A 15,256-nucleotide genomic window follows, 5' to 3' on the forward strand; every position below is an offset into this window, starting at 1 on the left:
CGAGAAAGGCATTATGGACACTCTCTTTTCTTATCAACCAAAACAAGTCATTGAATTACCGTTATTTTTAGAACGCGTCGCCTGTGGTTTCCCGAGCCCGGCGCAGGATTACGTGGAGGATCGTCTCGATCTTAACCGGCTGGCAGTGAGACACCCCAGTGCGACCTATTTTATCAAGGTGAGCGGAGACTCCATGATTGGGGCGGGAATTAGCGATGGCGATCTGCTGGTGGTGGATCGTTCGTTAAATGCCGAACATGGGGATATCGTCGTGGCGTCGGTCGCCGGTGAGTTTACGGTGAAAGAGCTACAGACCCGCCCGGTTCTGAGGCTATTGCCACATAATGTCCGCTATCAGCCGATCGCCTTTCAGTCCGAAGAAGAGCTGCAGATCTTCGGCGTCGTCACCCACACGCTCAAAACGCATAAACATGTTCGCACTGGTTGATGTAAATAGCTTCTATGCCTCCTGCGAGCGGGTGTTCCGCCCCGATCTGGAAGGGAAGCCCATCGTGGTGGTGTCCAATAACGACGGCTGCATTATTTCACTGTCGCGAGAGGCAAAGCAGTTCGGCATAAAAATGGGTGAGCCGTATTTTAAATTCAAAGAAAAGCGCTACCCGTCGCGGGTTTACGTCTTTAGCTCGAACTATGCGCTGTATGCCGATCTCAGCAGTCGTGTCATGCAGACGCTGACCGATCTCGCTCCGGCCATTGAGATCTACTCCATTGATGAAGCATTTGTGAACGTTTCGGGTGTCAACCACTGCCTGTCGCTGGAAACGTTCGGTCACCAGATGCGCACGCAGGTCTTTAAAAATACGGGCTTAACCGTTGGCGTCGGTATTGCTCCGACAAAAACGCTGGCGAAACTGGCCAACTATGCGGCGAAACGCTGGGCCAGCACGGGCGGCGTGGTCGATCTCTCAGGCCGCGAGCGGCAGCGTAAACTGCTGGAAAAGGTTCCGGTAGAGGAGGTGTGGGGGGTAGGACGGCGCATTACGAAAAAACTGAACGCGATGGGCATTACCACGGCGCTGGAGCTGGCGGAAGCGTCATCCTGGGTCATTCGCAAACATTTTAACGTGGTAATGGAACGTACGGCGCGCGAGCTTCGCGGCGAGCCGTGCCTTGATCTGGAAGAGTTCACCCCCACCAGGCAGCAAATTATCTGTAGCCGTTCATTTGGACACCGTATTACGCAATACGAAGAGATGCACCAGGCCATTTGCGCCTACGCGGAACGCGCAGCGGAAAAACTGCGCGGCGAGCATCAATACTGTCGTTTTATCAGCGTGTTTGTGCGCACCAGCCCGCACGCTGACAACGAAATTTATTACGGCAATCAGGCTTCTGTTACCCTGTTGACGCCCACCAATGACTCGCGCGATATCATCCGCGCCGCCACGGAGGCGCTGGGGCGTATATGGCTCGACGGCTATCGCTATATGAAAGCCGGAGTCATGCTGGCGGACTTTTTCAGCAGCGGCGTCGCCCAGCTTAATTTGTTTGACGATAATCGACTGCGCGCCAACAGCGCAGCGCTGATGGAGATGATCGACAGCGTAAATCATTCCGGCAAAGGGAAGATATGGTTCGCCGGGCAGGGGATTGAGAAATCCTGGGCGATGAAGCGCGAGATGCTGTCGCCGGCCTATACGACGCGGTACGCCGATTTGCCGGTGGCGAAGTAGAGGAGCGTTGTGTTATTTCTTTTGCGTCAACCAAGTTGCCGCAGCCGTCAGCACGCCGATCCACGGCATTTGGCCCGCTCCGGCCAGGAAGTTATGGCGATCGATGTCATCATTTTTACGGATATCAGCAAGGCGGCTCAGCGCCTCTTTTTCATCCATGGCGCCGATCTTCTCAAACTGTTTTTCAAACCCCTGAGCGGTGAGCTGAGCGGCCGCATCGGTGTTCGCGCTCTCGATCGCAATGAGGTTTGGGCCTTTTTTGAAAAAACAGTAATCCGGCATAAGTGCTCCAGAAAGAGGGGATACGGTAAAAACACTCTATTCCTTGCGGTTAAAAAATGCACGTGGTTTACGGCGGGAACAATTAATTTTTCTTTATTATTTCAGGCAGTAACTGCTCAATCACGCTGACGACCTTTCTGACGCGCTGCGGAATAAAGCGGGCGTCGGGATAAACGGCATAGAGGAAGCGATCGGGTAACCGCCAGTCGGGCAGTATCGGTACCAGCGTGCCCGCCTGCAGCGCGCGGGCCGCGAGCGGTCGCTGCAGGCCGCCGATGCCAATGCCGGATGCCAGCGCCTGTAGCAGCGCGTCGCTGGTATTGGCACGGAAAACGGTATTCACGTTTATCTCGACCGTTTCCTCGCCAGAAATCAGACGCAGGGGAGCATCCAGCGGAATACCGCTGAACCGTACGTGTGGCAGCGTCGCCAGCTCGCTGACGGCGTGTACCGCCTGAAAGCCGGGAGCGGCAAACAGCGCGGCTTCAATCCGCGCCAGCACGCGAGCCGCGTGCGCCTGCGGAGGCTCACTGCTCAGCCGTATCGCAACATCCACGCCTTCCGTCACCAGATCGGCAAGGCGGTCATCCAGGGAAATCATCAGCTGCAGTTCGGGATGCAGGCGCTGCAGCCCCAGCAGATGCGGCAAAATGATCTGCCCCAGACCGCTCGGTAACTGGACATGGACGCGTCCCTGAACGCTATGATCGACAGGATGTAAACGCCTCTCCGCTTCCCCCATGGCGTCCAGCACAAGCTGCATATCTCGCCGGTAACGTTCACCCTGTTCGGTCAACTTCATCGTACGCGTTGTACGGTGTAGCAATACCACACCCAGCGATTCCTCAAGCGCCGCGATCTGTTGACTGACGGCGGACTGCTTAATACCTGTCTGACGAGCGGCTGCAGAAAACGAGCCCGCTTCAGCGACGCGCAGAAAGGTAGAAATGGCATTGAGCTTGTTATTCATTTAATGATTTTGCTTATAAGTGCCATCGGTTTCAGGGGATATCTCCAGAAAAAATAATATATCACACTACGTCTGTCACCCATTCCGGAGAAACACCATGAATAAGATGCAGCAACACAACGTCGCCCTGGTCGCGGGGGCCAGCGGTATTGTCGGCAGACAGCTGGTCAACACGCTTCTGCACCATCAGTGGAAGGTGATCGGCCTTAGCCGCCATGCCGAGTCTCATCCTGACGGCATCCCCCTGGTGAACGTCGATTTACTGGATGCGCAGGACACTGCACGGGCGCTGCACGCCCTGAACGGTGTCACCCACATTTTTTACAGCGCCTGGGCGAATGCGGCGAACTGGACAGACATGGTTGAGCCGAACGTCACCATGCTGCGTAATCTGGTCAACACCCTCGAAAAAACGGCACCGCTACAGACGGTAAGCCTGATGCAGGGGTACAAAGTCTATGGTGCGCATCTTGGGCCGTTTAAAACCCCGGCGCGGGAAAGCGATCCCGGCGTAGCGGGTGCCGAATTTAACGCCGCGCAGCTCACGTGGCTCAGCCAGTTTCAGCGGGGGAAACGCTGGCACTGGAATGCCATCAGGCCGGGCGTGGTAGGGAGTGCGGTACCGGGTAATGCCATGAACCTTGCGCTGAGCATCGCCCTGTACGCCTCCCTGTGCAAGGCGCTGGATTTACCGCTGCGTTTTCCCGGCTCGGAACAGACCTGGCACAGCATCGTTGATCATACCGACGCCGGGCTGCTGGCCGAGGCAACGCTGTGGGCCGCCACGTCACCCGCGGCACAGAATCAGGCGTTCAACGTGAACAATGGCGATATCTGGCGCTGGAGCGAGCTGTGGCCGCGTATCGCACGCTGGTTTGAACTGGACTCTGCGCCGCCGGTAAGATTGTCATTTCATCAGCTGTTTAACGATTATCGCGGCGTATGGCGCGAGCTTGCCGGAGAGCGGCTGGTGGAAGAGGATATTTTGCAGTTGAGCGACGGGCAGTTTGCCGATTTCGTCTTTAGCTGGAATTACGACATGTTTGGGGACGGGAGCAAGCTGCGCAGGGCGGGCTTTACGCAAATGCAGGCGACCGATGAGATGTTTTTCCGCCTGTTCGCGCAGCTGAGAGCCGCGCGGATTATTCCCTGACCGTAAGGGTTGTTGTCATAAACGATCGGCGCGTTATACTCACGCGTTAATAAAAAGGTATAGCGGGGCAGAGGAATGCACGAGAGTTTAAAAATACTATCAGTCGCGCTGCCCCTCATTGCGTTTTTCATTCTGTTAAGCTTTTTTGTCAGACGCATTCGCCAGGCAAAACGGATCATTTCAGATCGTAACGGGATGAAAAAGATATCTGCCAACCCCTCACTATTTGGCGGGAATGCAGGTAAAACCTGGTTTTATGATGACCAGTTTTTATATGAAGTTAAAAACAACGCCACCCGCAAGATTGCGCTGGCTGATATCATTAAAATCGGGCCGGGGAATACCGAGATAAATAGCAGACGGGCCTGGATTGTTATTTACCGTGATGGTGCTAATGAAAAGCAGGTGCAATTTTATAACAATCTCACCCTCTGGAATCACAACTTTACGGCTTTTCTGGCAGCGATAAAAAAAGCCAATCCTGATGCTGTCATTAAAGAACGCGCAATCCTCAATTTGTGAAAAACAACCGCAGACGGTGTGCGGACGCCGCTCTTGTGCAGCGTCCACAGCATCAGAGTTAAGGGCTTACTCAACCGCTAACGCATTAACAACCTCGGCCACGCTTTTCACGCTGCGGATGTTACCAATCCCCGTGCCGAGCGCGATATAACCGTCATCGGTGTTGCCTTCGAGCATGCCAAGACGCAGGCCCCGTAATCCACCCATCGCCTTGCCCAGCTCTTCGTTGCTTGCGCCTGCTTTATCCATCGACGCCAGTTTTTCCGCCAGCTTGCCGGGAAGAGAGCGGTAGTAATGGGGCACGGTGCGGAAAAGCAGCAAATCGAGGCCGTTGGCGGCAACAATTTTCTCTTTGACGCTCTGCGGCACGCGGCTTTCTTCCGTGCTGATAAAGACCGAACCGGCAAACACGCCTTCCGCACCCAATGCATGCGCCGCTCTGGCGGTGCGATTATCGGTAATGCCGCCCGCGGCCATCACCGGGATGTGCTTCACGGCATCGGCAATCAGCGGCACGATGGAAAAGGTGCCAAGCGCCGTTGCGGGTAAGGTACCGCCCTCATCAAAACCGGTAGCCACGATAATGTCTGCCCCCATTTCTTCTGCGAGGCGGGTGTTCTCCGGCGTTGGATTGATGTCGCGGTAGATAATGGCGATACCCGCCTCTTTTAACTCGCTGAACAGCGCAGGAATAATGCTGCCTTCCCCATAGCCCGTATACACCACAACCCTGACGCCTTCTTCTTTCACCACCTGAAGGATCGGCCCTGTCCAGACGTCATTAACGGCCGTGGGGATCAGGTTCACGCCAAAGGGTTTCTCGGTCAGCCGTTTGGTTTTACGAATCTCCTCGCGCATTTTTTCGGCGGTCTCTTCCGGCGTGGAAACTGCGGTATCCGCGGTTAAACCGGCATTGGGTCCCAACACGCCAAGCCCGCCAGCATTACTGACCGCGGCAACTAAACGGGCATCCGTGAGCCAGGATAACGGTCCCTGAATAACGGGCTTTTCGATCCCCAGGATCTGACAGATACGGTTATTTTTCATAGCGGACTCTCCCTCTCGTTTGAATGGAGGAGAGTGTAGAGCGTGGAATTGTTAGGAAAAATAGCCAAAAAGATTCATCACTGTTATAAAATTAATAACAATAATTTTATCCTGCTCGCGGCAAGATCGTCCCTTATGAACATAAACCTCTTTGAATCTATTCGAATTTTTATTGAAATTGTTGAGTCGGGGAGCTTGTCCAGGGCTGCGGAAAATCTGCAGATCCATCGCCCGGCGGTCACTAAAGCGTTACAGCTTCTGGAGCAGCACAGCGGCACGCGTTTGCTGCAGCGAACAACGCGTCGGATTAGCCTGACGCCGGATGGCGATGCGTTTTATCGCCGGAGTAAACCCCTGCTGGCGCAGGCGGACGAATTGCTGGAGTCGTTTGGTGCTGGCCGGGCAATACACGGCCAGCTGCGTGTGGATATGCCCATCGCTTTTGCGGCGCTGCGGGTGATACCGAACCTGCCTGATTTTTATCGGCAGCATCCTGAAATCGACATCATTCTGAGCAGCTCCGATCGCCGCCGGGATATGCTCCGGGAGGGCCTGGACTGCGTGCTGCGGGTGGGCGAACTGGACGACGGCGACTATATCGCGCGAAAAGTGGGGAACATCAAAATTACGACCTGTGCCAGTCCGGCCTGGCTGGCACAACACGGCACGCCAGAAACGCTGGATGATTTACACCAACATCAGGCCATCAACTGGGTGAATAACAACAGCAGACAAATCCATCCGTGGACGTTTACGACGCCAGACGGCATCGCGGAGATTACTCTGCCCGGTAAGCTTGTCGTGGATAATTCCGAAGCCTACATCGCAGCAGGTCTGGCCGGGCTGGGGTTAATGCAGGGGATGAATCTCTTTCTCCAGCCTTACATTGACGGCGGTCTTCTGGTTGAAGTTCTACCAGAGCATCGCTCTCCGGACCGCAAACTGTCGCTTCTCTACCCGCACCGCCACCTCTCCCGCAAGGTGCGGGTCTTTACCGAGTGGCTGGAGAGTCTGGTGTGAAAGCAGCCAGTTCATGACACAGCGCGCCAATCTGTTCCACGGCGTTCAGCAGGCGGGGCGAGGGTTCGTTTGCGCAGTTCAGCCGAAGAAAGTGCGTTAACTCTGCGCCAGGGGAAAACAGGGGGCCAGGGCTGACGCCAATGCCCAGCGCCAGCGCGCGACGATGCACCTCCAGCGCGTTGACCTGCTGAGGCAACTCTACCCACAGCAGGAAACCGGCAGCGGGTACGCTAACGCGCGTACCGGGAGGGAAGCTGGCTTCGACTCGTGCGACGACGGCTAAAACACCCTCTGCAACCCGGCGCTTTAGCCGCCGCAGGTGGCGATCGTAGTCGCCGCTTGCGAGCATCTCGCTCGCCGCGGCTTCCAGCAGCGGGGCGCCCGCCCAGTCTCCGGCCATGCGAGCCTGTAAAACCTGCAAATGGTAGCGTCCTGGCGCAATCCAGCCGATTCGCCAGCCCGGCGCAAGCGTTTTAGACAGCGAGCTGCAGTAAATCACATTCCCGCTCTGGTCGAATGCCTTACAGGCCGGAGGTCGCTGCCCGTCACCGACCAGGTCACCGTAAACATCGTCCTCAATCAAAGGAATTTCTACCTCTTCAAGCAGGGCAACCAGTTCCTGCTTGCGCGTGACGGGCATGCTGGCACCCAGCGGGTTTTGCACGGTGGGCGAGGCCAGCACGGCAGCGGGACGGTGGCAGCGAATGGCGTCCGCCAGCGGTTCCAGCAGCAGGCCTTCGACAGGATCGGTGGGGATCGCTAAGGCCTTCAGGCCTAAATCCTCCAGCAGCAGGAGCGTGCCAAAATAAGCGGGCTGCTCAATCGCCACGACATCACCCGGCTGACACACGGCCCGAAGGGCCAGGCGCAGCGCCTGCGTTGCGCCTGCGGTAATAATGAGATCGTCTGCGCCGAAGCGGGCTCCCCATTGCGCAGAACGCGCGGCAATCCTGGTGCGCAAATCAACCCTTCCCGGAGGCAGGCTATAGCTCTGCCCATGCGCGTCCAGACGACGACTCGTAGAGTGCAACGCCCGCTGTAGCGCATCTCCTGGCAGCCACGCGGGATCGGGCAGGGCGGCGCCCAGCGGAACCAGACGGGCTTCTGCACTGCTGAACAGCGACCGGGCCACGGCCGACAGGGTGACAGGCACCGGACCTGGCGGGAAACGGGAAGTCTCCACGCGCGGAGGGAGGCTGGTCTGGCGGATGTAATAACCTGAACGCGGACGCGCAACGATCAGCCCTTCAGCCTCCAGGCAGCGAAGGGCCTCCAGCGCCGTCGGAAGGCTAACGTGCTCGCGTTCGGCCAGTTTACGCGCGGAGATCATCCTGTCACCGGCGCGCAGCGCGCCAGACGTCAGCGTGAGGCGCAGCATCTCGGCAATTCGACGATAGTGTGGGGACGACTGGGACGGGGCAGACATGGGTATCTGTTCAGGCTAATTTTCGATAAAACTGACTATACAGCCAATGATGTGCGCCATCTATAGTGTCCGACATGTTCAGGACAAGGAGGCATTATGCACAGCGAAAACTTCAACATTTCCACCTATTTCAAACGCATAAACTATACCGGACCGGCGGGTGCCGATACGGTCACTCTGCATGCTCTTATGCGTCATCAGCTCTTTTCAGTCCCGTTTGAAAATCTGGATGTACAGGCGGGCAAAGTTGTCTCTCTGGTGCCAGACGACATTGCCGATAAGGTGCTAACGCAGGGGCGCGGCGGCTACTGCTATGAGGTGAACGGGCTTTTTGCCATGGCGCTGGAGGCGTTAGGGATACCTTACCGTTTTGTGGCGGCGCGCCCGATGTTCTACCCCGCGCGGCGGCCGAAAACCCATATGGCGCTCATCGCTGAGGTGGAGAGCCGACAGTGGCTTTGCGACCTCGGGTTCGGCAGCTACGGCATTCGCGCGCCGATGGCGCTGGACACGCTTGATGTGGAAATCACGCAGGATTTCGACACGTTCCGACTGAGCCGCAGCGCGGAGGGCGAGTACCTGCTTCAGGCGAAGGTGGAGGGGGAATGGGCTAATCAATACGGCTTTGATCTCACGCCTCAGGAATGGATTGATTTCGTCCCGGCCAACTACCTTAACTCCACGCACCCGGAGGCGATCTTTGTGCAGAAGCGGGTGGTGGTGCAGCACAGCCCGGAGGGACGCCAGATTTTACTGGGCGATATGCTGAAAACCATCACGGCGAACGGCACTGAAACGCGGCAGCTGGCGGCGGAGGAAATCCGCCATGTCCTGAAAGACCGTTTTGCGCTGACCGCCGCGTAATCGGAGAAAGATGGGGACTCAGCCCGGCCTGTCAGCTGCGGCTTTGCGCTGAGCCCCCCTCTGTAACAGCAGGCTAAACGACGCGGGTAACACGGTCAGCGTCACCAGCGTCGCAACCAGCAGCCCGCCGATGATGGCATAGGCCATTGGCCCCCAGAAGACCTGATGAGAAATGGGGATCATGCCCAGAATGGCGGCACAGGCGGTCAGACAGATGGGTCTGGCCCGGTGTTCCGCAGCCGCCATAATTGCGGCATCGTTTGCCATCCCCTGAGCAAGATTGCTGTCAACCTCACTAATCAATATCACCGCGTTACGCACGATCATCCCCGCCAGGGCGATAACGCCCAGCAGCGCGACAAACCCCATCGGCGTTCCGCCGGGGAGCATAGCCAGCACGATCCCCGGTAAACCAAACGGGGCCATCAGGAGTGCCAGCAGCATACGGGAATATCGCCGCAGCTGAAGCATCAGCAGCAACAGCATGATGACCAGCGTTACCGGAAGAACGGTAAAGACGGAGCTGTTCCCCTTATCCGATTCGGCAACCGCGCCGCCTTCTTCAATGCTGTAACCTGCGGGCAGGCTCGCGCGCAGCTTGTCGACCGCCGGACGCAGCGCCGTGGATACCGCTTCAGCCTTTAGCCCCGGGGCAAGATCCGTTTGCACCGTGATAAAGGGCACGCGCTGGCGGCGCCAGATGACCGGATCGTCCACGCCCCAGACCGGCGTTGCGACGGCGCTGAGCGGAATTTTTTTACCGTCATTCCCCTGAATCGTGAGCGAGGAGAGGGTAGCGGTGCTGTGACGTGCATTGTCCGTGGCCCGGAGCACCACGTCGACAAGGCGGTCGTTATCCCTGATGGACGTGATCACGCTGCCGGACCAGACGGTGTTCAGCGTGCGTGCGAGGCTTTCTGACGATATTCCCGCCGCCCTGGCCGCCGTCTGATTCACCTTAAGGGTAATGACCCTCTCCGGCTCTCCGGCCGTCTGGTTCACGTCACGTGAGAACGGAGACTGCCCAATCGCGTCCGTGAGACGGTTCGCAAACGCCCGAACCTGCATATAATCAGGCCCGCTCACCCGGTATTTGATTGGCCAGCCGACGGGCGGCCCCAGCTCAAGGGGCGACACGCGCGTGATGATGTCGCTAAACTGCGTCGCCAGGATCCTGTTGAGCTGCGCATGCAGACGATCCCGCGCCTTAAGATCTTTAGCCACCACGACCATCTGGGCGATATTTTCATTTTCCAGCAGCACGTCCATCGGCAGGTAAAAACGGATGGCGCCCGACCCAATGTACGTCGAATAGCGATTGATGTTGCCGTTGCCGACCAGCGCCTTTTCCAGCTTTTCCACCTCTCTTAACGTTTCCGGCTGCGACGCGTTGGCCGGAAGCGTCAGGCTGACCAGCAGCTCAGGCCTGTCCGAAGCGGGGAAAAACTCGCCCTGCATAAACGTCGTGCCGTACACGGACAGCCCCAGCGCGGAAAGGGTGAACAGCAGGGTAGCGACTCGGTGACGCAGTGCCAGGCGCAAAAGCCGTCCGTACCCGCGCGCGATCCTTCCGGGTCCCGTCGCGTGATGTCTGACTTTTTCCGGCAGTAGCCACGTGCCCGTCAGCGGTGAAAACAGGATCGCGACAGCCCAGGAACAGAGCAGGGCAATAAGCACCACCGCAAACAGGGAAAAACAGTATTCACCGGCGCTGGAGGCCGCGAAACCAACGGGAATAAAACCGGCAATCATCACCAGAGTACCGGTGAGCATCGGGAAGGCCGTCGTTTTGAATGCATGGGTGGCCGCATGCCGACGGGAATCACCCGCTTCCAGCCGGGAGACCATCGTTTCGACGGCGATCATGGCGTCATCCACCAGCAGCCCCAGGGCAATGATCAGCGCTCCGAGCGAGATACGCTGAAGGCCAATACCGGCGAGCATCATGCCGGCAAACGTCATGGCGAGCACCAGCGGGATGGCCGTCGCCACCACCAGTCCGGCCCGTAAACCCAGTGAAACAAATGAAACCGCCAGCACGATAATAACGGCTTCGATAAGCACCCGGATAAACCCGCTTACCGCGTCACTGACCACCGCTGACTGATCGGCGACTTTTACCATCTCTATGCCGTGCGGAAGCCCGGCGCTGAGGGCCGCCATTCTGGCGTTCAGCGCAGCACCGAAACGCAGCATGTTGCCCGTTGGTGCCATCGACACCGCCAGCCCGATAGCCGGTTTGCCGTTCACCCGGTAGGCCGGTGCCGGAGGCTCGGTGATTTCCCGGGTGACGGTGGCAATGTCGGTCAGCGGAATATAGCGATTGTTAACGTGCAGCGTGACGGCACGTAAGCTCTCTTCGGTCGTGAGCGCCCCGCTGACCTTTATCGCCATGTTCTCCCGCCCGGTACGCATAACGCCAGCCGGAACAACCGCGTTCTGCGCCCGGAGGGCGTCGGCGACGGCCTGAATATCGAGCCCCATCCCGGCCAGGCGTGCCGGAGAAAAGGCGAGAACCCACTGCTCCTGCTGTTCGCCCAGCAGGGTGGTTTTGCCCATATCCGGCAGGGACATAAGCTCGCGACGTATTGTCTCTGCGCGATCCCGTACCTCCCACAGGGTGAAACCTTCGGGAATAAAGGCATAAATTGTGCCGAACGTGTCGTCAAACTCGTCGTCCACGGCAGGGCCCTGCACTCCTTCAGGCAGGGACGGCGCGATGTCCTGCATTTTTTTGCGAACCTGATACCAGATGTCCGGCACGCTTTGCGGGGGCGTATCGTCACGGAGGTTGACATGGATAACGGTGCGTCCGGCGCGGGTTTCACTTTCGAGATAATCCAGCCAGGGCGTTTCCTGCAGCTTTTTTTCAAGCGTATCGGTCAGCAGGCGGGTGGTATCCGCCACGGATGCCCCCGGCCACTGCGCGGAGACGACGGCCGTTTTAATGGTGAAAGCCGGATCTTCGTTACGCGGCAGCTTCTCATAGCAGAACACGCCCATCGCAATCACCAGCAGCATGAAAAAGCTGACCATCTGCGGGTTCTTCAGCGCCCAGGCGGAGAGGTTAAATTTGGCTTCCGGTCCTGTGTTCATGGCTGAACCTCTCCGGCCATCACCGGCTCGCCGGACCGCAATGTGCTCACGCCCGCCGTGATCACCCGATCGCCCGGCTCAAGGCCGGAGGCAATCATAACGGAAGAGGCCGTATAGCTCGCGGGCACCACCGCGCGCAGCTGCGCCCGCGACTGCGGGGTAATCACAAAAACGGCCGGTTTGTCGCCTGCACGGCTCAGCGCCGAGGCGGGAAGGGTGTACCCGTGCGGGGCTGACGATGGAAACGTGACGGTAACGCTGGCACCCAGCGCCATGGCCTCTGGCGGGTTATGCAGGGTGGCTCTGACGCGCCAGGTGCGGGTCTGGGGATCGGCCTGCGGGGTGATATCCCGCAGCGCGGCGGACGCCTGTACCGACGGGGCGCTGAGGAGGGAAACCTGTAAAACCGCCTTATCCAGAGGCGGGATCGCATCGGGGGTGGCAATATCAAACGCCACGTCGCGACCTTCTCCGGTCGCCAGCGTCAGCACGGACTGTCCATCGGTGACAACCTGCCCCGCAGAGGCGTTCACGGCCGTGATTACGCCCGCTTGTGGCGCGATCAGGCGCGTCCAGCCGAGGCTTTCGCGGGCATTTCGCCACGCGGCCTCGCTGCTTTTTAAGCGCGCGCTGGCGACAAGCCAGTCCGCACGGGCGCTGTCGAGCTGCGCGCGGGCTATCGCACCCGTTGGCATGAGCTTTTGCATTCGACTGACGTTAAGCGCGGCGACCTGCGCTGAGGCTTTAGCGCCTTCATAGTCGGCCGCCGCGCTGTCGAGCTGGTTTTGCCCGGTCGTGTTGTCAAGCGTGGCCAGCAGCTGTCCGGCAGTGACCCGGTCGCCAATATCAACGCTGCGCGTCAGTATCCGGCCCCCGGTACGAAAGCTCAGGGTCGTTTCATCGTGGGCATGGATCTCACCGGTTCTTTCCAGCGCGGGAAGAGTTTGGGCGGCCCCGACGACGACGTAGCGTACCGCTCGCACAGGGTCGGGCTTGTTTTCGTGTTTATCACCGCAGCCGGTCAGCGGAAAAATCGCCAGCGCAAGCAGCGCCAGGGGAAGAAAATACAGCCAGGAAAGGGTGCGCGCCACGCCGTACAAATGATGCAGGCAGTGGCGGAGGGAGAGTAATAATTCGTCTGACATAACGCCGCTCCATAAAGGTAATGGCGTTATTAAATGCGCGCTACGTCGAGAAAGATTCGATGTTGTGTCAAGGCTTTATCAAGAGTGGATATTTTCATTCTCGGACGGATGCCAGGGCAACAAAATACGCACGGAGAGGCCGCCGGTTTCCGGTAATGACGCGCTAATTTCTCCGCCATGCGCCTGACAAATCGCCCGGGCGATGGACAAACCGAGGCCGCTGCCGCCGGAATGCCGCGCGCGGGACTGCTCCTCACGGCTGAAGCGTTTAAACATTTCCGGCAAGAACTGGGGCGATACGCCCGGCCCGTCATCGGTAAATTCAAGGGTGTAATGCCCGCTGGCGTCGTGCAGCGCCACCTCAAGATGGCCGCCATCGCGCCCGTAACGTAGTGCATTTTCCATGAGGATGGTCACGACCTGTCCCAGACGGAACGCATCGCCTCTGAAGGGGCAGCTACGCGGGTTACGCAGCGTTATCCGGAAATGATGCGCATCAGCCTGGGGCATGATCCAGGCGGCCCGCTCCTGTATCAGCTCATCCAGACAGAACGGCTGGTCCTCCAGCACGAGATTACCCGCGTCGGCCAACGAGAGAAGGTGGAGCTCATCGGTGAGGCGGTTGAGGTGCTGGAGCTGCTTCATCACCATTTCCAGCTGCGCGGGGCTGGCATCAAACACGCCGTCTAACATGCCCTGCAGACGCCCGATGGCGGCCGTCAGGGGCGAGCGCAGCTCGTGCGCCATTGCCACGTGTGAGGCGCGTAGCTCTTTCTCATAGCGGGCGAGTTGTCCGGTCATGGAGTTAAAGTCGGTCGCAAAGCTGACCATTTCCGCCGGGGCATCTTTGATAAGTTCCGCCTGACGGCCAAACTGCCCTTCGGCGACATACTTTGCCGCATCGCGAAGGCGGCTGAACTGCAGCGCCAGCGGCCGGGCGTGTTTTAGCCCCATCACCACAATAAACGGGATCATCACCAGCACCAGCAGCGCCACCGTGACCCAGTCGGCTGAGGCGATAGACGGCGTGGAATAGCTCAGACCCCACCAGGTGTCCACAATCGTGTGGAAGCGGGCCGGATTGGCCTGCGGGTTCTGGCTGAGCGTAAGAAACTCCTGTCGGACCGCCGGCGGCATCCTGCCCATTATCCAGTAGTTCTGTACCGCATAACGTAGCCACATGCAGGTGGCAATGACGATCACGCTGCCGATGGCCAGCGCCAGGATACGCGCGCAAATCCAGCGCCACAGAGAGGAGTGCCGGTTTTTTATCATGGTTGTCTGAACCTGTAACCCACGCCGCGAACGTTGATCAGCACGCCGGAAATACCCACCGCTTCGAGTTTTTTACGCAGGTTATAAATATGCGTGTCCACCACGCGCTCCAGCGCCTCGCTTTCCGGCAAACAGTGTTCCAGTAAATACTGGCGGGAGAACGGGTGCGCAGGGGAACGCAGCAGCGTTGCCAGAAGCGAGAATTCCGTTGGCGTAAGATCGAGTATCACAGGCGTGCCGTCGCCGTTATCCACGCTCGCCACAATGGCGGCGACATCCACCTCCAGCGTTTGCCAGCGAAGGATCGCTTCGTCTGTCTCTTTTTTACTGCTGCGCCGCAGCACCGCCTGCACCCGCGCCACGACTTCTCCCGGATGATAAGGCTTCACAACGTAATCATCGGCACCGTAGCGCAGGGCGCCAATGCGATCGGGGGTATCACCCATGGCCGTGACCATGATCACCGGCACATCGCTTTTACGACGCAGGCCAGCCAGCACTTCGGTGCCGTTAAGCCCCGGCAGCATCACGTCCAGCAGGATGAGGTCGGGCTTCCACCGCTGGGCCATATCCAGCCCGGAAAGACCGTCTCTGGTAATGGTCACGTCGTAATTTTCACGCCGTAAATAGGCTTCGAGCACGCCAGCCGCATCGGCGTCATCTTCAATAATCAGCACTCTTCTGGACAACATCCGTTCACCTTGACCATTTCTTAACACTATCCCGACGATTCATTGATTCAGCCAAATCATACTGCGCCAA

14 protein-coding genes are annotated in these 15,256 nt (G+C 58.4%); 6 read left to right on the forward strand and 8 right to left on the reverse strand.

The window, feature by feature from the left end; translation table 11 throughout:
* Positions 1-13 precede the first annotated feature (13 nt).
* Positions 14-448: a translesion error-prone DNA polymerase V autoproteolytic subunit gene (gene umuD, locus KW829_RS10175; RefSeq protein WP_218308127.1), complete on the forward strand. Its 435-nt coding sequence runs from the start codon at positions 14-16 to the stop codon at positions 446-448.
* On the forward strand, positions 432-1,694 hold the full coding sequence (gene umuC / locus KW829_RS10180; RefSeq protein ID WP_218308128.1) for a translesion error-prone DNA polymerase V subunit UmuC: 1,263 nt from the start codon (positions 432-434) through the stop codon (positions 1,692-1,694). Before umuD ends, umuC begins: the two co-directional genes overlap by 17 nt.
* A gap of 12 nt (positions 1,695-1,706) precedes the next feature.
* Here umuC and KW829_RS10185 read toward each other — a convergent pair whose 3' ends face one another.
* Together KW829_RS10185 and KW829_RS10190 are read right to left on the reverse strand one after the other, a co-directional pair.
* Positions 1,707-1,976: a hypothetical protein gene (locus KW829_RS10185; RefSeq protein ID WP_089598709.1), complete on the reverse strand. Its 270-nt coding sequence runs from the start codon at positions 1,974-1,976 to the stop codon at positions 1,707-1,709.
* Between the two features lie 82 nt (positions 1,977-2,058).
* Entirely contained in the window at positions 2,059-2,946 is an 888-nt protein-coding gene (locus KW829_RS10190) for a LysR family transcriptional regulator (protein ID WP_218308129.1), read from the reverse strand.
* A 97-nt stretch (positions 2,947-3,043) separates the two neighbouring features.
* On the opposite strand from KW829_RS10190, the gene KW829_RS10195 reads away from it, so the two are divergent.
* Positions 3,044-4,099, forward strand: a complete 1,056-nt coding sequence (locus KW829_RS10195) for an SDR family oxidoreductase (RefSeq protein WP_218308130.1) — start codon at positions 3,044-3,046, stop codon at positions 4,097-4,099.
* A gap of 75 nt (positions 4,100-4,174) precedes the next feature.
* The gene (locus KW829_RS10200) at positions 4,175-4,621 is read left to right on the forward strand and encodes a hypothetical protein (protein WP_218308131.1); all 447 of its coding nucleotides are present in this window, start codon (positions 4,175-4,177) and stop codon (positions 4,619-4,621) included.
* Positions 4,622-4,687: 66 nt separating this feature from the next.
* On the opposite strand, the gene KW829_RS10205 is transcribed toward KW829_RS10200, so the two are convergent.
* Positions 4,688-5,668, reverse strand: coding sequence for a nitronate monooxygenase family protein (locus tag KW829_RS10205; RefSeq protein WP_120158785.1), 981 nt, complete (start codon positions 5,666-5,668; stop codon positions 4,688-4,690).
* 135 nt (positions 5,669-5,803) lie between these two features.
* Here KW829_RS10205 and KW829_RS10210 point away from each other — a divergent pair, with 135 nt between their 5' ends.
* Positions 5,804-6,688 (forward strand): LysR family transcriptional regulator, encoded by an 885-nt coding sequence (locus tag KW829_RS10210; RefSeq protein ID WP_218308132.1) that lies wholly within the window; start codon positions 5,804-5,806, stop codon positions 6,686-6,688.
* Here the strand turns inward: KW829_RS10210 and KW829_RS10215 are convergent.
* Positions 6,660-8,114 (reverse strand): PLP-dependent aminotransferase family protein, encoded by a 1,455-nt coding sequence (locus KW829_RS10215; RefSeq protein ID WP_218308133.1) that lies wholly within the window; start codon positions 8,112-8,114, stop codon positions 6,660-6,662. The two genes, KW829_RS10210 and KW829_RS10215, sit on opposite strands and share 29 nt — an antisense overlap.
* A gap of 96 nt (positions 8,115-8,210) precedes the next feature.
* Here KW829_RS10215 and KW829_RS10220 point away from each other — a divergent pair, with 96 nt between their 5' ends.
* Entirely contained in the window at positions 8,211-8,978 is a 768-nt protein-coding gene (locus tag KW829_RS10220) for an arylamine N-acetyltransferase (protein WP_010430505.1), read from the forward strand.
* Positions 8,979-8,996: 18 nt separating this feature from the next.
* Here KW829_RS10220 and KW829_RS10225 read toward each other — a convergent pair whose 3' ends face one another.
* The 4 genes from KW829_RS10225 to KW829_RS10240 all read right to left on the reverse strand — a co-directional run bounded on the left by KW829_RS10225 (position 8,997) and on the right by KW829_RS10240 (position 15,186).
* Complete coding sequence (locus KW829_RS10225) at positions 8,997-12,074, reverse strand: efflux RND transporter permease subunit (protein ID WP_218308134.1); 3,078 nt, start codon at positions 12,072-12,074, stop codon at positions 8,997-8,999.
* A complete protein-coding gene (locus KW829_RS10230) occupies positions 12,071-13,219 on the reverse strand; it encodes an efflux RND transporter periplasmic adaptor subunit (RefSeq protein ID WP_218308135.1) in 1,149 nt (382 codons plus the stop codon). The genes KW829_RS10225 and KW829_RS10230 overlap by 4 nt, the downstream gene beginning before the upstream one ends.
* A 78-nt stretch (positions 13,220-13,297) precedes the next feature.
* Positions 13,298-14,494 carry a cell wall metabolism sensor histidine kinase WalK gene (locus KW829_RS10235; RefSeq protein ID WP_120158781.1) on the reverse strand — a complete coding sequence of 399 codons (1,197 nt, stop codon included), beginning with the start codon at positions 14,492-14,494 and terminating at the stop codon, positions 13,298-13,300.
* Positions 14,491-15,186 carry a response regulator gene (locus KW829_RS10240; RefSeq protein ID WP_218308136.1) on the reverse strand — a complete coding sequence of 232 codons (696 nt, stop codon included), beginning with the start codon at positions 15,184-15,186 and terminating at the stop codon, positions 14,491-14,493. The genes KW829_RS10235 and KW829_RS10240 overlap by 4 nt, the downstream gene beginning before the upstream one ends.
* Positions 15,187-15,256 lie beyond the last annotated feature (70 nt).

The sequence above is a fragment of the Enterobacter sp. ENT02 genome (assembly GCF_019219165.1).
GTDB lineage: Bacteria > Pseudomonadota > Gammaproteobacteria > Enterobacterales > Enterobacteriaceae > Enterobacter > Enterobacter mori.

Excerpts from the sequence above, each read along its gene's own strand:
- umuD (WP_218308127.1), top strand. The coding sequence starts at position 14 with ATGGACACTCTCTTTTCTTATCAACCAAAACAAGTCATTGAATTACCG.
- umuC (WP_218308128.1), top strand. The coding sequence starts at position 432 with ATGTTCGCACTGGTTGATGTAAATAGCTTCTATGCCTCCTGCGAGCGG.
- KW829_RS10185 (WP_089598709.1), bottom strand. The coding sequence starts at position 1,976 with ATGCCGGATTACTGTTTTTTCAAAAAAGGCCCAAACCTCATTGCGATC.
- KW829_RS10190 (WP_218308129.1), bottom strand. The coding sequence starts at position 2,946 with ATGAATAACAAGCTCAATGCCATTTCTACCTTTCTGCGCGTCGCTGAA.
- KW829_RS10195 (WP_218308130.1), top strand. The coding sequence starts at position 3,044 with ATGAATAAGATGCAGCAACACAACGTCGCCCTGGTCGCGGGGGCCAGC.
- KW829_RS10200 (WP_218308131.1), top strand. The coding sequence starts at position 4,175 with ATGCACGAGAGTTTAAAAATACTATCAGTCGCGCTGCCCCTCATTGCG.
- KW829_RS10205 (WP_120158785.1), bottom strand. The coding sequence starts at position 5,668 with ATGAAAAATAACCGTATCTGTCAGATCCTGGGGATCGAAAAGCCCGTT.
- KW829_RS10210 (WP_218308132.1), top strand. The coding sequence starts at position 5,804 with ATGAACATAAACCTCTTTGAATCTATTCGAATTTTTATTGAAATTGTT.
- KW829_RS10215 (WP_218308133.1), bottom strand. The coding sequence starts at position 8,114 with ATGTCTGCCCCGTCCCAGTCGTCCCCACACTATCGTCGAATTGCCGAG.
- KW829_RS10220 (WP_010430505.1), top strand. The coding sequence starts at position 8,211 with ATGCACAGCGAAAACTTCAACATTTCCACCTATTTCAAACGCATAAAC.
- KW829_RS10225 (WP_218308134.1), bottom strand. The coding sequence starts at position 12,074 with ATGAACACAGGACCGGAAGCCAAATTTAACCTCTCCGCCTGGGCGCTG.
- KW829_RS10230 (WP_218308135.1), bottom strand. The coding sequence starts at position 13,219 with ATGTCAGACGAATTATTACTCTCCCTCCGCCACTGCCTGCATCATTTG.
- KW829_RS10235 (WP_120158781.1), bottom strand. The coding sequence starts at position 14,494 with ATGATAAAAAACCGGCACTCCTCTCTGTGGCGCTGGATTTGCGCGCGT.
- KW829_RS10240 (WP_218308136.1), bottom strand. The coding sequence starts at position 15,186 with ATGTTGTCCAGAAGAGTGCTGATTATTGAAGATGACGCCGATGCGGCT.